The sequence below is a fragment of the Geodermatophilus siccatus genome, from assembly GCF_900103785.1.
GTDB classification, from domain to species: domain Bacteria; phylum Actinomycetota; class Actinomycetes; order Mycobacteriales; family Geodermatophilaceae; genus Geodermatophilus; species Geodermatophilus siccatus.
In genome coordinates, this window is sequence record NZ_FNHE01000007.1 from 111270 (window position 1) to 126903 (window position 15634).

Below are 15634 nucleotides of genomic sequence, written 5' to 3' on the forward strand. Positions count from 1 at the left end.
GGTGTGTGACCACGGCGGAGAGGCACCCGGGCTGCCCCTCCTCACCCGGCGCGTCTTCCTCCGCCGCACCTCGGCGGTCGCGCTGGCGTTGCCGCTCCTGCCGCTCCTCCCCGGCCGCGCCGCCGCGGCCCCGCTCCCCCTCGCCGGGGTGACCGTCCGTCCCCGCGAGGACTGGGCGCGCGGACTGGCCCCCACCGGCCCGCTGACGAGCGAGCGGCCCGGCGACGTCCGGTTCCTGCTGGTGCACCACACCGCGTCGCCGAACACCTACGCCCCCGACGCCGTCCCCGCTCAGATCCGGGGCTTCTACGCGACGCACACCGGCCCGTCGAAGAACTGGCCCGACGTCGCCTACAACTTCTTCGTCGACCGGTACGGCACGGTGTGGGAGGGCCGCGCCGGCAGCCTGTCCGGCCCGGTGCAGCCCGACGCGACCGGCGGCAGCCAGGGCTTCGCGCAGCTGTGCTGCTTCATCGGCGACCACTCGACGGAAGCGCCCACCGAGGAGGCCCGCCGGTCGATGGTGGCCCTGCTGGCGGCGCTCGCCGACGTGTACGGCATCGACACCACCCCCGGCGCGGCAACCGACTTCGTGTCGCGGGGCTCCAACCGGTGGCCGGCCGGCACCCCCGTGACGGCGGCGACCATCTCCGGGCACCGCGACATGTCGCTCACCGCGTGCCCGGGCGACGCCGCCTACCCGCTGGTGCGCGACGTCTTCCCGGCGGAGGTCACCGCCCTGCGCACGGCCCGCTCCGCCCCGGCGCCGGCGCCGGCTCCGCCCCCGCCCGCCCCCGCCGCGACGGGCGCCGCCGAGGGGACGACGACGGCCGAGGGGACGACGACGGCCGGGACGACGACGGCCGGGGCAGGCGGCACCGCCGTCGCGCGGACCTCGTGGACCACCCCGGCGCTGTTCGCCTCCGGGGGCGCTCTCGCAGCCGCCGCCGCGACCGGGCTCGCCGTCCGCCACCACCGGCGCGCGTCCGCGGCCAGCCGTCGGGCACCGGCCGCGGGTCACCGGGCGTGGCGGGTCCAGGAGTCGGCCGGCGCGGCGGACACGGGAGGCGAACCGCCCGTGCGGTCGGCGGGCACCGTCCACGAGCGGGGCACCTCCGCGCTGGTCGCCGTCGTGGCCAGCGCGGACCGCCCCTCGCCGGCCGTGCGCGCCGCGCTCAACGGCGGCCGCCTCGCCGCCCGTGAGGTGGACCAGCAGGCGCAGCGCTGGGAGCACGACCCCGAGCGCGCGGCGGCGCTGGTGCTGGCGAGGTCGGTGCGCGCCGGCCACACCGCCGCCCGCGGGCAGACCCCGGCCCTGCAGGTCGCCGTCGTCGTCGTGCTCGGGGGCACCGTCAGCCTCGTGACCACCGACGAGTCGATGGGGGCGGTGCTCAAGGTCGGTGGCACCGTGCTGCGACCGGTCCTCGTCCGTCCCGCCGCACCCGGGGGTGCCCCGTCCCTCCGCTCCGCCTCCTCCCCGGAGTCCGATGCGGCCACGGCGGTGATCGCCTCCCCCACGCCGCCATCAGCCCGGGACGCGGCGGCCGCGGAGCGGCTGCCGGACCTGTGCCGTCGGCTGTCCACCACGTCGGACGCGGCCCGCGCGGTGGCCGGCTTCCAGCACGACCACTACGGCGCGACGGGGACGCCGGCCGCGGTGCTCGCCCTGGTGCACGACGCCGTCCTCCCGACGCCCACCTCCGGGCGGTGACGTGAGCACCCCCGAGAGGCAGACCGGGGCCGCGCCCGCCACCTCGAGCGCGCCCCCGGGTGCCCTGCAGGTCCGCGCCGAGGGCCGCCGGCTGGTGCTCGGACCCGACCGCCCGTTCGTGATCGGCCGCGGTGAGGGCACCGACCTGGACCTGTCCCACCCCAGCGTGTCGCGCCGGCACCTGGTCCTCGAACCGGACCCGGCCGGCTGGGCGGTGACCGACTGCAGCCGCAACGGGACCTTCCTCGGTGAGGACCGCATCACCCGGCTGGCGGTCACCGGTCCGGTCCGCCTGCGGCTGGGCGGGGTCTCCGACGGCGCGACGGTCGACCTGCAGCCCGCCGGTACCGCCGTCCCGCCGCCGGTACCGCCCCGCCTCACCCAGCAGGGCAGGCTCTCGGCGGTACACGCCGTCGGGGGCTCGCGGATCACCGTCGGTCGGCTGCCGGACAACGACGTCGTCCTCGACGACCTGCTGGTGTCCCGGCGACACGCGGAGCTGCGGCGCGGTCCCCACGGGTGGGTCCTCACCGACCTGGGCAGCGGCAACGGCACGTTCGTCAACGGCCGCCGGGTGACCGAGACCGCCGTGGGCCCCGACGACGTGATCGGCATCGGGCGCGGCCTCCTGCAGCTCGAGGGCGACCACCTGGTGGCCTCCGTCGATCGCGGCGGCAACGCCTTCGAGGCCGACGGGCTCACCGTCGTCACCCCGCAGGGCACGACGCTGCTGCAGTCGGTGGGCTTCGCCCTGCCCCGGAACGCCCTGCTCGCCGTCATCGGCCCCAGCGGAGCGGGCAAGTCCACCCTGCTGCACGCCCTCACCGGCGCCCGCCCGGCCGACAGCGGCCACGTCCGCTACGCCGGCCGCGACCTCTACGAGGACTACGACGAGCTGCGCCACCGCATCGGCCTGGTGCCGCAGGACGACGTGCTGCACACCCAGCTGACCGTGCGGCAGGCCCTCACCTACGCGGCGCGGCTGCGCTTCCCGGCCGACACCTCGGCCGCGGACCGGCGGCAGCGCGTGGACGAGGTGCTCGAGGACCTCGGCCTCACCGCGCACGCCGGGAAGCGGATCACCAGCCTCTCCGGAGGCCAGCGCAAGCGCACCAGCGTCGCCCTCGAGCTGCTGACCAAGCCTTCCCTGCTGTTCCTCGACGAGCCCACCTCCGGGCTCGACCCGGGCATGGACCGGTCGGTCATGCGCACCCTGCGCTCCATCGCCGACGACGGCCGCACCGTCGTCGTCGTCACGCACAACGTCGCCAACCTCGAGGTCTGCGACCAGCTGCTGGTGCTCGCCCCGGGTGGCTGGGTGGCCTACGCGGGGCCGCCCGCCGACGCCCTGCGCTACTTCGGCCAGCCGGACTTCGCCGAGGTCTTCCTGCTGCTGGACACCGCGCCGGGTGAGGAGTGGGCGCGCCGGTTCCGGGAGTCCCCCGACGGACGGCGGGCCGCCGGCTCCGCCGCGCACCGGCAGGCCGCCGACCGGCCGGTGCACCACCCACCGCCCGCCGCGGGTCCCCGGCAGCAGAGCCCGTCCACCCAGTTCGCGGTGCTCGTCCGCCGGTACCTGGCCGTGGTCGCGTCCGACCGGCAGTACGCGCTGTCGCTGGCGGCCCTGCCCCTGGTCCTCAGCGCCCTCGCCCACGCCGTGCCCGGGTCCTCGGGCCTGTCGGTCAGCGCGGCGCTGCGGACCGGGGAGGTCCAACCCCGCCAGCTGCTCCTCGTGCTCGTCATCGGTGCCGCACTGATGGGAGCGGCGGCCTCGGTCCGGGAGCTGGTCAAGGAGCGACCGGTGTACCGGCGGGAACGCGCCATCGGCCTCTCCCTCGGCGCCTACCTCGCCTCCAAGGTGGTGGTCCTGGCCGTGGTGACCGGGCTGCAGGCGGTCCTGTTCACCTGGGCCGGCCTGCTCGGCCGGGAGGGTCCCGACGACCCGCTGCTGCTGGACGCCGGCCGCGTCGAGGTGCTCCTCGCGGTGGTCGGCGTCACCTGGGCCAGCATGCTGACCGGACTGGCGATCTCGGCCGCGATCGACAACGCCGACCGGGGCATGCCGCTGCTGGTCCTGCTGGTCATGGTGCAGCTGGTCCTCTGCGGCGGGCTGTTCCCCGTCGAGGGCCGCGTCCCGCTCGAGCAGATGGCCTGGCTGGTGCCCTCCCGATGGGGCTTCTCGATGGCCGCCGCCACCGCGGACCTCGGTGCGCTGGACCCGGGGCCCGGCGACCCGACGTGGGGGCACTCCGCGACGACCTGGCTGTCCGACGCGGTCCTGCTGCTGGCGATCGCGGTGGCGCTCGTGGTCCTGACGGCACTGCTGCTCGCCCGCCTGGACCCCCGGCAGCGCGCCCGCCGTCGCTGACCGGCCCCGGGGCCGGTCGACGATCCGGCCGTTCCCCGGCGCGCGTTCCCGGGACTGTCAGCGCCCCGACCTACCGTGCGCCCCGTGCGCCCTTCCCCCGCCCGGCCGGTGCCGCTCTCCCCCGCCCGCCTCGCCGGGACGGCGTCCCGCGCCGCCGCCGGGCTGCCCCGCTACGAGCAGGCCACGATCGACGAGCTCGGCACCCCGCTGGCGGAGGTCACCTTCGTCGTGGTCGACCTGGAGACCACCGGCGGCTCGCCGAAGGACTGCGCGATCACCGAGATCGGCGCGGTCAAGGTGCGCGGCGGGGAGGTGCTCGGCGAGTTCCAGACGCTCGTCGACCCCGGCTGCGAGATCCCGCCCTACATCAGCGTGCTCACCGGGATCACCTCGACGATGGTCGCCGCGGCCCCGCGCATCGGCGCCGTCCTGCCGCACTTCCTGGAGTTCGCCCGCGGCGCGGTGCTGGTCGCGCACAACGCGCCCTTCGACCTCGGTTTCCTCCGGGCGGCGTGCGCCGAGAACGGCGTCCCCTGGCCGGCCGCGGCCTCGGTCGACACCGCCGTCCTCGCCCGCCGGCTGCTCACCCGCGACGAGGTCCCCAACTGCAAGCTGGCCACCCTCGCGCCCTACTTCCGCACCAGCACCGAGCCCTGCCACCGGGCGCTGGCCGACGCCCGCGCCACCGTCGACGTCCTGCACGGGCTGTTCGAGCGGCTGGGCCCGCTCGGCATCACCAGCCTGGAGGAGCTGACCGGCCTCACCCGGCAGGTCGACCCGGAGCGGCTGCGCAAGCGGCACCTGGCCGACGACGTGCCGCACGGCCCGGGCGTCTACCTGTTCCGCGGTCCCCGCGACGAGCCGCTCTACGTCGGGACGTCGACCGACCTGCGCAGCCGGGTGCGCAGCTACTTCACCGCCGGCGAGCAGCGCAGCCGGATGACCGAGATGGTGGCGCTGGCCACGCGGGTCGACGCGATCCCGTGCGCGCACGACCTCGAGGCCGCCGTCCGCGAGCTGCGGCTGATCGCCGAGCACAAACCGCGCTACAACCGGCGCTCGCGGTTCCCCGAGCGGGCGCTGTGGGTGCGGTTGACCGAGGAGCCCTTCCCGCGGCTGTCGGTGGTCCGCCGCGTGCGCCCGGGCGCCGGGGTCTTCCTCGGCCCCTTCCCCGACCGGCGCGCGGCCGACGCCGCGGTGGCCGCCGTCCACGAGTCCCTGCCGCTGCGCCAGTGCACCGGCCGGCTGTCGGTGCGGGTGCTCGGCACCGCCTGCGCGCTGGCCGGCATGGGTCGCTGCGGCGCACCGTGCACCGGCGCCCAGTCGGTCGAGGAGTACGGGGAGGTCGCCGCGGTCCTCCGCACCGCGGTGGCCGCCGACCCGCACGCCCTGCTCCAGCCGCTGCTGGCGCGGGTCGAACGGCTGTCCGCCGAGGAGCGCTACGAGGACGCCGCCGTCCTGCGCGACCGCGTCGCCACCCTCGTGCGCGCGGTGCGGCGGCGGCAGCGGCTGGAGTCCCTGGCCGCGGTGCCCGAGCTGGTGCTGGCCCGCCCGGACGGCGAGGGCGGCTGGCAGCTGTCCGTCGTCCGCCGGGGCCGGTTGGTGGCCGCCGGGTGCGCCGCCCGCGGCAGCTCGGTGCGGGCGGCCCTCGAGGGACTGCTGGCGACGGCGGAGACGCCCCTGGGTCCCGACGGCGAGCTGGCCGCCTCGGTCGACGAGACGGAGCTGGTGCTGCGCTGGATGGAGAAGCCCGGCACCCGGCTGGTGCAGGTCGACGGCACGCTGGCCTGCCCGGTCCCGGGCACGGGGAGCTACACCGGCTTCCTCGACCGGGTGGACGCCGGCCGTGCCGGGCGCGACCCGTTCGCCGACGGCCGCTCGCTGGGCACCCGCGCCCGGCCCGAGCGGGTCTCCCACGGGGCCGCCATGAGCCGGTGACCTGCTGGAGCGGCCCTCCTGCAGGGCCCGCGCCGAGCCGGTGACGTGCTGGAACGGCCCCGCTGCAGGGACCCGCCGCGAGCGGAGCGAGTGGTGGGGGGCAGCGGGGTCCTTCTAGCATCCCCGGCGTGATCACCGCCATCGTCATGATCGACGCGGCCACCGACGCGATCCCCGAGGTGGCCGAGGCCGTCGCCGACCTCGAGGGGGTCAGCGAGGTCTACTCGACCGCCGGAGAGGTCGACCTCATCGCGGTCGTCCGGGTCCGCGAGTTCGACCAGGTGGCCGAGGTGATCGCCGGGCGCATCAACAAGGTGCCCGGCGTGCTGGAGACCGAGACCCACATCGCGTTCCGCGCCTACTCCCGGCACGACCTCGAGGCGGCCTTCTCGATCGGCCTGGAGTCCGCCGACTAGGAGGATCCCCGTTCCGGTCCCGCCGGCCCCTGCAGGGTCCCGCCGCGAGCCTGCGAGCGGTGGGGGCAGGGGGTCCTCCTTCAGCCGCGCAGCGCCCGGCTGGTCTCCACCCAGCGCGCCAGCCGGGCCTCGGCCCGCCCGTCGTCCACGGCGGCCGCCGCCCGCTCCAGGCCGGCGGCCAGCGCGTCGTGCAGCCGCGCGGGTCGTTCGGCGAAGGCGGCCAGGGCGGCGGCGGCGTTGAGCAGCACCGCGTCGCGCACCGGACCCGGCTCGCCGGCCACCACCCGCCGGAACACGTCGGCGTTGAACGCCGGGTCGCCGCCCCGCAGCGCGCCGGCCGGCGGCTGCGCGATGCCCAGCGCCGAGGGGTCGACCCGGTCGGGCTCCACCTCGCCGCCCCGCACCACCCACACCGAGGACGTCGTCGCCGTCGTCAGCTCGTCGAGGCCGTCGTCCCCCCGGAAGACCAGCGCCCGCATGCCGCGGGCGGCGAGGACGTCGGCCACCACGGGCGCCATGCGCGCGTCGGCGACCCCGATCGCGGCCGCGGCCGGCCGGGCGGGGTTGGTCAGCGGCCCGAGGAAGTTGAAGACCGTCGCGATGCCCATCTCCCGCCGCGGGACGGCGGCGTGCCGCATGCCGGGGTGGAACACCGGCGCGAAGAAGAAGCCGATGCCGGCCTCCTCGACGCAGCGCGCCACCGCCGGCGCCGGCAGGTCGATGACCACACCCAGCGCCTCCAGCACGTCGGCGGCGCCGGAGGACGACGACGCCGCTCGCCCGCCGTGCTTGGCGACCGGCACCCCGGCCGCGGCCGTGACGACCGCGGCCATCGTGGAGATGTTGACCGTGTGCGCGCCGTCGCCCCCGGTGCCGACGATGTCGACCGAGGCCAGCGGCAGCTCGACCGGCGTCGCCTGCGCCAGCATCTCCGCGGCCAGGCCGCCGAGCTCCTGCGGCGCCACGCCCTTCGCGCGCAGAGCGACGGCGAAGGCGGCGATCTGCGCGGGGGTGGCCTCGCCGGTCATCACCTCGCGCATGGCCCAGCTCGTGTCGTCGGCGGAGAGGTCCTCGCGCGCCAGCAGGCGGTTGAGCAGGGCCGCCCAGGTCGGTCGGGCGCTCACCGGGCGACCGGGCGCCGTCCCACCCGGTCGCGCAGCAGGCCGGCGACGACGGCGGGGGCGGTCAGCGGGTCGACCGGGAGGGGCAGGGTGGCGTCTGCCTGCGACCAGTGCGCCAGCCACCGGTCGGGCTGCCGGGCGACGAGCACGCACAGCGCCGGGCGGTCGGCGACCTCCACGGTCAGCTGGCGGGCCAGCGCCAGACCGCCGGTGGGCTGGGACTCGCCGTCGAGGATGCAGAGGTCCACGCCACCGGCGTCCACGGTGTCGACGACGTCCTCGCCCGTGGCGCACTCGATCCAGGTCAGCGGCCCCACGTCGGCGGCCGGGCGGCGGCCCACCGCGGTGCGCACGGCGGCCCGCACGTCGGGCCGGGAGCTGTAGACCAGGACGGTGGCCGGGGCGGCGTTGCTCACGGCGCAGAGCGTAGTGGCAACGGACCCGCTGACCAGGCAGCACGGGATCTCGGTATCGAGGAGGTCACGGCGTCGCCGCGCCATCCCACCCGCGGTCGTGACCTTGCCGGGAGCGATGCCATGATGGGCCCCGTGACAACGGCTCCCCTGGCGAGCAGCACCTTCGACACCTCCCGGGTGCACTCCCTGACCCGACCGAACCTGGTGAGCGTCGGCACGATCATCTGGCTCTCCAGCGAGCTGATGTTCTTCGCCGGTCTGTTCGCCATGTACTTCACGGCGCGCGCCCGGGCCCTCGAGGGGTGGCCACCGGAGCCGACGCACCTCAACCTGCCGTACGCGCTGACGTTCACGATCATCCTGGTGGCCTCCTCCGTCACCTGCCAGCTGGGCGTGTTCGCGGCGGAACAGGGCAACGTGTACGGCCTCCGCCGCTGGTTCACGATCACCTTCCTGATGGGCCTGACCTTCGTCCTCGGGCAGGGCTTCGAGTACATCCAGCTGGTCGAGGAGGGGACGTCGATCTCGTCGTCCACCTACGGATCCGTCTTCTACCTGACGACCGGCTTCCACGGCCTCCACGTCATCGGGGGCCTCGTCGCCTTCATCTACCTGCTCATCCGGTCCACCATGGGCCGCTTCACGCCGGCACAGGCGACCTCGGCCATCGTGGTCTCCTACTACTGGCACTTCGTCGACGTCGTGTGGATCGGGCTCTTCGCCACGATCTACCTGATCCGCTAGGGAACCGGTGTCCACCACGAACCCGCAGTCCGACGCCCCGTCCGGCGAGGGCGCCCCCCGCGGCCCCCGCCGCTGGTCCCGCCGTGTCGCCGACGGCTCGCCCGCCGCCGCGGCCCGCGCCCGTCGTCGGTCCAAGCAGCGCCGCCGCGTCGCCAACGTGGCCGGCCTGATGGCCGCCCTGGTGCTCACCGGCACCCTCTACTCGGCGCTCTCCCCCGCGTACGCGACCGACGAGAGCAACACCAGCGAGTCCTCCGCCGAGGCCGCCGGTCGCGAGCTCTACGAGCGCAGCTGCATCACCTGCCACGGCGAGAACCTCGAGGGCGTGCCCACCCGCGGTCCCTCGCTGATCGGCGTCGGCGAGGCCGCCGTCTACTTCCAGGTGCACACCGGTCGCATGCCGCTGGTCCGCCAGGAGGCCCAGGGCCCGGACAAGCCGGCGGTCTTCTCCGACGAGGAGATCGACCAGCTCATGGCCTACGTCCAGGCCAACGGCGGCGGGCCCACGCTGCCCTCCGGGGACCTGCGCGAGGGCGACCTCACCGAGGGCGGCGAGCTGTTCCGGCTCAACTGCGCGTCCTGCCACAACTTCGTCGGCGAGGGCGGCGCCCTCTCCTCCGGCAAGCGGGCGCCGAGCCTCGAGGACGCCAACGACCTCGAGATCTACACCGCGATGCTGACCGGCCCCGAGAACATGCCGGTCTTCGGGGACAACCAGCTCACCCCCGAGGAGAAGCGCTCCATCGTCAACTACGTCCAGACCGTCAAGGAGCAGGCCGACCCGGGCGGCTTCGGCGTCGGCCGCATCGGCCCGGTCGCCGAGGGCGTCGTCATCTGGGTCGTGGGCGTGGCCGCGCTGCTGTTCGGCATCTTCTGGATGGGCAGCAAGGCGTGACCGCGCACACCATCTCCCCCACGGCACCACGACAGCTGACCCCCTGCCGGGGGCACCACCCGCTTGCGGGGGACAGCGAGGAGGCAGCGTGACCACGCGCGAGAGCGCCCCTGGTTCGACCGGCGGCGCGGACGTCCCCGGCCCCCTGCACGGCGGTCCGGACGACGACTACACCCCCGAGCAGCTCGCGACCATGCCGCGCGAGGAGCTCGACCTGCTGGGTGCCCGGTACGACGACGTGCAGGTGCTGCACGTCGACCCGGGCCCCGAGCCGGGGTCCGCGGTGGAGAGGCAGGCCGTCCGTCAGGTCGCGCTGACCTTCGGCCTCGCCGGGCTGGCCGCGTTCGCGGCGTTCGTCATCTACGCCGGCTCCGGCTGGTTCCTGCCCGACTGGCAGTGGACCATCACCGAGGGCGGCTGGAGCGCCGTCTTCACCCCGATGATCGGGGCGCTCGGCGGGCTGGCCCTGATCCTGGTCGGCGTCGGGATGGTGCTCTACACGAAGAAGCTTCTCCCGCACGAGACCGCCGTCCAGGACAAGCACGACGGGTCGCACTTCGACCGGGTCACCACCGGCGCGACCCTCGTCGGCGGTCTGCACAACAGCGGCCTGGCCCGCCGCAAGCTCATCACCCGCTCGCTGGTGTTCATGGGCAGCGGGATCGGGCTCATGCTGCTCATGCCGCTGGGCGGCCTGATCCGCAACCCGAACACCGGCGACCCGCTCGGCACGACGAGCTGGGCGGAGGGCGTCCGCCTCGTCCGCGACGACGGCAGCCCCATCCGTCCCGGCGACCAGCAGCCGGGCTCCCTGGAGACGGTCTTCCCGGCCGTCGCCGGCGGCAACCGGGAGTCCGACGCCGCCACGATGCTCATCCGGCTGCGTCCGGAGCAGGTGACGGTCGACCGGCCCCGCACCGGCCAGGAGGACTTCGGCTACGGCGACTACGTGGCCTACTCGAAGATCTGCACCCACGCCGGTTGCCCGGTCTCGCTCTACGAGCAGGAGACCAGCCGCATCCTGTGCCCGTGCCACCAGTCGCAGTTCGACGTGACGCAGGGCGCCAAGCCGGTCTTCGGCCCGGCCACCCGCCCCCTGCCGCAGCTGCCGATCACTGTCGACGACGAGGGCTACTTCGTAGCGCGTAGTGACTACATTGAAGCTGTTGGCCCCACCTACTGGAACCGGGAGCGCATCTGATGGCTCGCACCGCCACAGCGCCGGGTGTCCCGACCACGCGACTGGGCAAGGCAGCGCTGGAGGTCGACGACCGTCTGATCGTCGCCGGCCCGTTGCGCCGAACGCTGAACAAGGTCTTCCCCGACCACTGGTCGTTCCTGCTCGGTGAGATCGCGCTCTACTCGTTCATCGTCCTGCTGCTGTCCGGCACCTACCTGACCTTCTTCTTCGACGCCTCCATGCGTGAGGTCGTCTACGAGGGCACGTACGCGCCGCTGCGGGGCGCCGAGATGTCGGCCGCCTACGAGTCGACGCTCTACATCTCGTTCGACGTCCGCGGCGGCCTGTTCATGCGTCAGCTGCACCACTGGGCGGCGCTGCTGTTCGTGGCGTCGATCGTCATCCACCTGCTGCGCATCTTCTTCACCGGCGCCTTCCGGCGTCCGCGTGAGACGAACTGGCTGATCGGCGTCGCCCTGCTCGTCCTGTCGTTCGCCATGGGCTTCACCGGCTACTCGATGCCGGACGACCTGCTCTCCGGCACCGGGCTGCGGATCGTCTCGGCGATCATCCTGGCGATCCCGGTGGTCGGCACCTGGGTGCACTGGGCGGTCTTCAACGGCGACTACGTCGGTGAGTTCATCGTCGGCCGGATGTACATCGTGCACGTGCTGATCGTCCCGGCGATCATCCTCGCCCTGATCGCCCTGCACCTGCTGATCCTGGTCAAGCAGAAGCACACCCAGTTCCCCGGCCCGGGGCGGACCGAGCACAACGTGGTCGGCAACCGGCTGTTCCCCGCCTTCGCCGGCAAGGCCGGCGGTCTGTTCTTCATCGTGTTCGGCGTCTGCGCCGCGCTCGGTGGCCTGGTGCAGATCAACCCGGTGTGGCTGTGGGGCCCGTACAACCCGGCGCAGGTCTCGGCGGCGTCGCAGCCCGACTGGTACGTCATGTTCCTCGACGGCTCCACGCGTCTGTTCCCGGCGTGGGATCTCAACCTGCCCGGCAACTACCAGATCCCGGCGTTGTTCTGGCCGACCGTGGTGCTCCCGGGCATCCTCTTCACGCTCCTGGCGCTGTACCCCATGATCGAGCGGAAGCTGACCCGGGACACCGCCTCGCACCACCTGCTGCAGCGTCCGCGTGACGTCCCCGTGCGGACGTCGCTGGGGATGATGGCCATCACCTTCTACGTGGTCCTGCTGATCTCGGGTGGGAACGACGTCATCGCCGAGAAGTTCGACATCAGCCTCAACGCGATGACCTGGGCCGGCCGCATCGGGCTGGTCATCCTGCCTCCCCTCGCCTACGTGTTCACGTACCGCATCTGCCTCGGCCTGCAGAAGCACGACCGGGAGGTCCTCGAGCACGGCCTGGAGACCGGTGTCATCCGGCGACTGCCGCACGGTGAGTTCATCGAGGTGCACCAGCCCCTCGGCCCGGTCGACGAGCACGGTCACGGCCAGCTGGCCTACGGCGGCGCTCCGGTGCCCAAGCGGATGAACCAGGTGGGCGGCGCCCGCCGCGCGATCCGCGGGTTCTTCAAGCCGATCGAGGAGCCGGCTCAGGTCGAACTCGAGCAGCGTCAGGACGAGCACGGCCTGGCGGCCGCTGAGGCCGACCGCGAGCTGACCACCTCCGGCCGTCCCTCCGACGGTGGTCGGCCGCAGGAGCCGCGCGACTGAGCACACCCGCACCACGCAGCAGGGCCCCGACGGGAGACCGTCGGGGCCCTGCTGCGTTCCGGGTGACGCGCTGGCCACGTCCCCGCCGAGCTGCTCCCCCGAGCCGAGGCCACCCAGGACACTGGCTCAGCGCCCCACGACGGCTCGCGTCCCCGGGGAGCCCTGCGAGGTGGGGCCGGCGGGCAGGGCCGGAGGGGCCTGAGGGCCGCTCGGCCCGCCGAGGGTCCCGTCACGGCGACGACGACCCGAGGGGCACCGCGCCACCCCTGGCACCGGCCGCCGTCGGCCGCGCGCCCGGTGCGGCCGGTCGGTGTCCGTCCGTCCGACGTCGGACGGACACCGACCACGGCAGACGCGTCCCCCGCGGAGGCCAGGGACACGGTGCCCGGCCCGCCGGTGTCTCCCGCGGGCCGGGTTCAGCGGTTCCCCGCGCGCACCCGCGGACGACGGCCGTGGAGACGACGACCGGCAGGCGTCCAGGGACGCGGTCCGCGGCGTCCTCCGGTCCCAGGGGCCGGCGAGGCGGCCACCACCACCGAGCGGGCACACGCCCGCTGCTCCGGCCGCCCGCACGGCGCCCGCCGCGGCCTCCAGCGCCCTGCCACGGGCTCTGAGAGAGGCCGGCCTCGCCCTCCCCCCTCGAGCCGACGCCCACGGGCCCGCAGCGCCGTACACCAGGTCGGCAGCGCCGTACCCGACCGCGCACGGCCGAAGACCCACGACGACGAGGGCCCCTCCCCGCAGCGCGGGGAGGGGCCCTCGTCGTCGGGCGAGATCAGCCCTGGGCGTTCTGCCCCACGTAGTACTCGAACAGCAGGCCGCCGATGGTGATCAGCAGGGCCGCGCCGGCCAGGATGATCATCCACGGGTAGAAGAAGGCCAGCGCCAGGCCCATGAGACCGGCCGACAGGGCGATGCCGAACGGCCAGTAGCTGCCCGGGCTGAAGAAGCCCAGCTCGCCGGCGCCGTCGGCGATGTCGGCGTCCTTGCGGTCCTCCGGGCGGGCGTCGATGCGCCGCGAGATGAACCAGAAGAAGCCACCGACGAGGAACGTCAGCCCACCGGAGAGGACCAGGGCCGTCGTCCCGATCGGCTCACGGGACCAGATCCCGTAGACGGCGGCCATGACCAGGCAGAAGACGCCGATGATGTTGAAGATGAGCGCTTCGACCTTCACGGCCGTCCCTCCTGCGTGGTGTGCGGTGCGCGGTCGGCGGACACGTCAGCCGTCGGCTCGCTGCGCGTCGTCGACCAGGTCGAACGGCGAGGTGCTCGTCGCGTTGCCCGGCTGACCGATGCTCTCCAGCGCGTCGTAGGTGCTCAGGCCCGACTCGCGCGCGGCCAGGTAGGCGTCGTAGTCCGCCGCCGACACCGCCCGCACCTCGAAGTTCATGTAGGCGTGGTAGGTGCCGCAGAGCTCGGCGCAGCGCCCCACGAAGGCGCCCTCCTCGCGGATGGTCACCTCGAAGACGTTGTCCCGGCCGTTCTCGTTGCCCGGGATGACGTCGAGCTTGAAGAGGAACTCCGGCACCCAGAACGAGTGGATGACGTCGGCCGAGGCCACCTCGAAGCGGATGTCCTGGTCGGTGGGCAGGACGAGGATCGGGATCTCGTCGCTGTTGCCGACCGTGTTGATCGGCTCGCCGTCGGCCCCGGTGGTCTCGGGGTAGACGAACTGCCAGTTCCACTTGAAGGCGTTGACCGCCACGGTGACGTCGGGGTCGGCGCTGCGCTCCTGGACCCGGTTCTGCACGACCACCGTGAAGAAGAACAGCCCGGCGATGATGAGGAACGGGATGATCGTGTACACGATCTCCAGCGGCAGGTTGTAGGCCGTCTGCTTCGGCAGCTCGTCGCCGCGCTTGCGGTGCATGACGACCGACCAGCCGATGAGCGCCCACACCGCCAACCCGACGATCAGGGCGGCGATGACCGACCAGATCCACAGGTCCCGCGTGGCCGCCGACTCGTCGGTGACGCCGTCGGGCCAGCCCCAGCGCCAGAACTCGTTGTTCGGGGTGCACCCGGTCAGGGCGGGCACCCCCAGGAGACCGAGCGCGGCGACCCGCGCGAGCCTGCTGCCTCGAGCCACTGCTCGCTGCCTCCTCGTCCTCGTCCGGTGCGCCGGACGGTCTTCCCGGCGGGCCGTCCACCGGTCCCCGGCGAACGGCGCCTGTGCCGACCACAGTCTGCGGCGAGACTAGCCGACCCCGCACGGCGGCCGACCACCGGAGACACCGCCCCGGCGGGTCGGGCCCCGGGTCGGCGGCCGAGGGCTCACCGTGCCGTGGTCGGGCCCCGCGCCGGGAGAGGACGGGGCCCGACCACGGCACGGTGAGCCCTCTCACCGGCGTCCCCTGCCGGGGGGCACCGCCGGTTACAGTCGAGGTCGTGTTCTCCCGGCTGCTGACCCCCAGGTGGGTGCTCCTGCACCTGGTGGTGGCCGCCCTGTTCGTGGCCACCTTCTTCCTGGGGTACTGGCAGCTGTCCAAGGCCGAGGCGGGCGGCGGTGCGGTGAACTGGAGCTACGCGCTGCAGTGGCCGCTGTACGGGTTCATGGGTCTCGGCTTCTACGTGAAGATGTGCCTCGACGAGGTCCGCCGAGACCCCGACGAGGACGAGCCGGGCGCCGACCTGGTCCTCTACCAGCGGCCGCGCATCGACACCTCGGGCGACCCGGAGCTGGCCGCCTACAACGCCTACCTCGCCGAGCTCAACGAGCGGGCGCTGCAGCAGCGGGCCGAGCATGGCCGCTGACCCGACGACGGCGTCGCGGCTGCCCCGCGCGCTGGCCCGCCGGGTGGGCCGCGACGTCCCGGCCGCGCTGACCCGCTACCGCGTGATGGCCTGGATCGTGGGTGTCCTGCTCATCGCGCTCGTCCTGGTCGCCGTCCCGCTCAAGCACTTCGGCGGGATCGCGGAGCCGGTGACCGTCCTCGGCACCCTGCACGGCTGGCTCTACTTCGTCTTCTTCCTGACCGCCTGCGACCTCGCCCTGCGCGCCTCCTGGACGTTGCGCGGCACGCTTCTCACCCTGGTGGCAGGCACCGTTCCGATCCTGTCCTTCGTGGCCGAGCGCAACGCCACGCGCAAGACCCGCGCCGGCGTTCGCGTCTGACCCTGCCGCGGCCACTCCGCCGGCACACCACGACCCCCGGAG

Annotated in this window: 14 protein-coding genes; 10 read left to right on the forward strand and 4 right to left on the reverse strand. The window is 74.1% G+C overall.

Annotated features, from left to right (window positions below):
• The first annotated feature begins 1 nt into the window (after position 1).
• The 4 genes from BLS21_RS14280 to BLS21_RS14295 all read left to right on the forward strand — a co-directional run bounded on the left by BLS21_RS14280 (position 2) and on the right by BLS21_RS14295 (position 6433).
• A complete protein-coding gene (locus BLS21_RS14280) occupies positions 2-1711 on the forward strand; it encodes an N-acetylmuramoyl-L-alanine amidase (RefSeq protein WP_091219473.1) in 1710 nt (569 codons plus the stop codon).
• A 1-nt stretch (position 1712) separates the two neighbouring features.
• Positions 1713-4079, forward strand: a complete 2367-nt coding sequence (locus tag BLS21_RS14285; RefSeq protein WP_091219475.1) for an FHA domain-containing protein — start codon at positions 1713-1715, stop codon at positions 4077-4079.
• Between the two features lie 84 nt (positions 4080-4163).
• Positions 4164-6017 carry a DEDD exonuclease domain-containing protein gene (locus BLS21_RS14290; protein ID WP_245700422.1) on the forward strand — a complete coding sequence of 618 codons (1854 nt, stop codon included), beginning with the start codon at positions 4164-4166 and terminating at the stop codon, positions 6015-6017.
• A 128-nt stretch (positions 6018-6145) separates the two neighbouring features.
• A complete protein-coding gene (locus BLS21_RS14295; protein WP_091219479.1) occupies positions 6146-6433 on the forward strand; it encodes an Lrp/AsnC family transcriptional regulator in 288 nt (95 codons plus the stop codon).
• An 80-nt stretch (positions 6434-6513) separates the two neighbouring features.
• On the opposite strand, the gene trpD is transcribed toward BLS21_RS14295, so the two are convergent.
• Positions 6514-7557, reverse strand: a complete 1044-nt coding sequence (gene trpD / locus BLS21_RS14300; RefSeq protein WP_091219481.1) for an anthranilate phosphoribosyltransferase — start codon at positions 7555-7557, stop codon at positions 6514-6516.
• Positions 7554-7970 (reverse strand): hypothetical protein, encoded by a 417-nt coding sequence (locus BLS21_RS14305; protein WP_091219484.1) that lies wholly within the window; start codon positions 7968-7970, stop codon positions 7554-7556. Before BLS21_RS14305 ends, trpD begins: the two co-directional genes overlap by 4 nt.
• A gap of 123 nt (positions 7971-8093) precedes the next feature.
• Here BLS21_RS14305 and ctaE point away from each other — a divergent pair, with 123 nt between their 5' ends.
• The 4 genes from ctaE (at position 8094) to qcrB (ending at position 12474) form a co-directional block, all read left to right on the forward strand.
• Positions 8094-8714, forward strand: a complete 621-nt coding sequence (ctaE, locus tag BLS21_RS14310) for an aa3-type cytochrome oxidase subunit III (RefSeq protein ID WP_342705812.1) — start codon at positions 8094-8096, stop codon at positions 8712-8714.
• A 7-nt stretch (positions 8715-8721) separates the two neighbouring features.
• On the forward strand, positions 8722-9609 hold the full coding sequence (gene qcrC / locus BLS21_RS26235) for a cytochrome bc1 complex diheme cytochrome c subunit (protein WP_091219491.1): 888 nt from the start codon (positions 8722-8724) through the stop codon (positions 9607-9609).
• 88 nt (positions 9610-9697) lie between these two features.
• Positions 9698-10810, forward strand: a complete 1113-nt coding sequence (gene qcrA, locus BLS21_RS14320; RefSeq protein WP_091219494.1) for a cytochrome bc1 complex Rieske iron-sulfur subunit — start codon at positions 9698-9700, stop codon at positions 10808-10810.
• Positions 10810-12474, forward strand: a complete 1665-nt coding sequence (gene qcrB, locus BLS21_RS14325; RefSeq protein WP_091219497.1) for a cytochrome bc1 complex cytochrome b subunit — start codon at positions 10810-10812, stop codon at positions 12472-12474. Before qcrA ends, qcrB begins: the two co-directional genes overlap by 1 nt.
• 775 nt (positions 12475-13249) lie before the next feature.
• Here the strand turns inward: qcrB and BLS21_RS14330 are convergent.
• Positions 13250-13651, reverse strand: a complete 402-nt coding sequence (locus BLS21_RS14330) for a cytochrome c oxidase subunit 4 (RefSeq protein WP_091219499.1) — start codon at positions 13649-13651, stop codon at positions 13250-13252.
• A 45-nt stretch (positions 13652-13696) separates the two neighbouring features.
• Positions 13697-14566, reverse strand: coding sequence for an aa3-type cytochrome oxidase subunit II (gene ctaC / locus BLS21_RS14335; RefSeq protein WP_091219502.1), 870 nt, complete (start codon positions 14564-14566; stop codon positions 13697-13699).
• 299 nt (positions 14567-14865) lie between these two features.
• Between ctaC and BLS21_RS14340 the strand changes: the two genes are divergently transcribed.
• Together BLS21_RS14340 and BLS21_RS14345 are read left to right on the forward strand one after the other, a co-directional pair.
• Positions 14866-15231 (forward strand): metalloprotease, encoded by a 366-nt coding sequence (locus BLS21_RS14340; protein WP_091219505.1) that lies wholly within the window; start codon positions 14866-14868, stop codon positions 15229-15231.
• A complete protein-coding gene (locus tag BLS21_RS14345) occupies positions 15221-15592 on the forward strand; it encodes a DUF3817 domain-containing protein (RefSeq protein WP_091219507.1) in 372 nt (123 codons plus the stop codon). The genes BLS21_RS14340 and BLS21_RS14345 overlap by 11 nt, the downstream gene beginning before the upstream one ends.
• Positions 15593-15634: the final 42 nt, after the last annotated feature.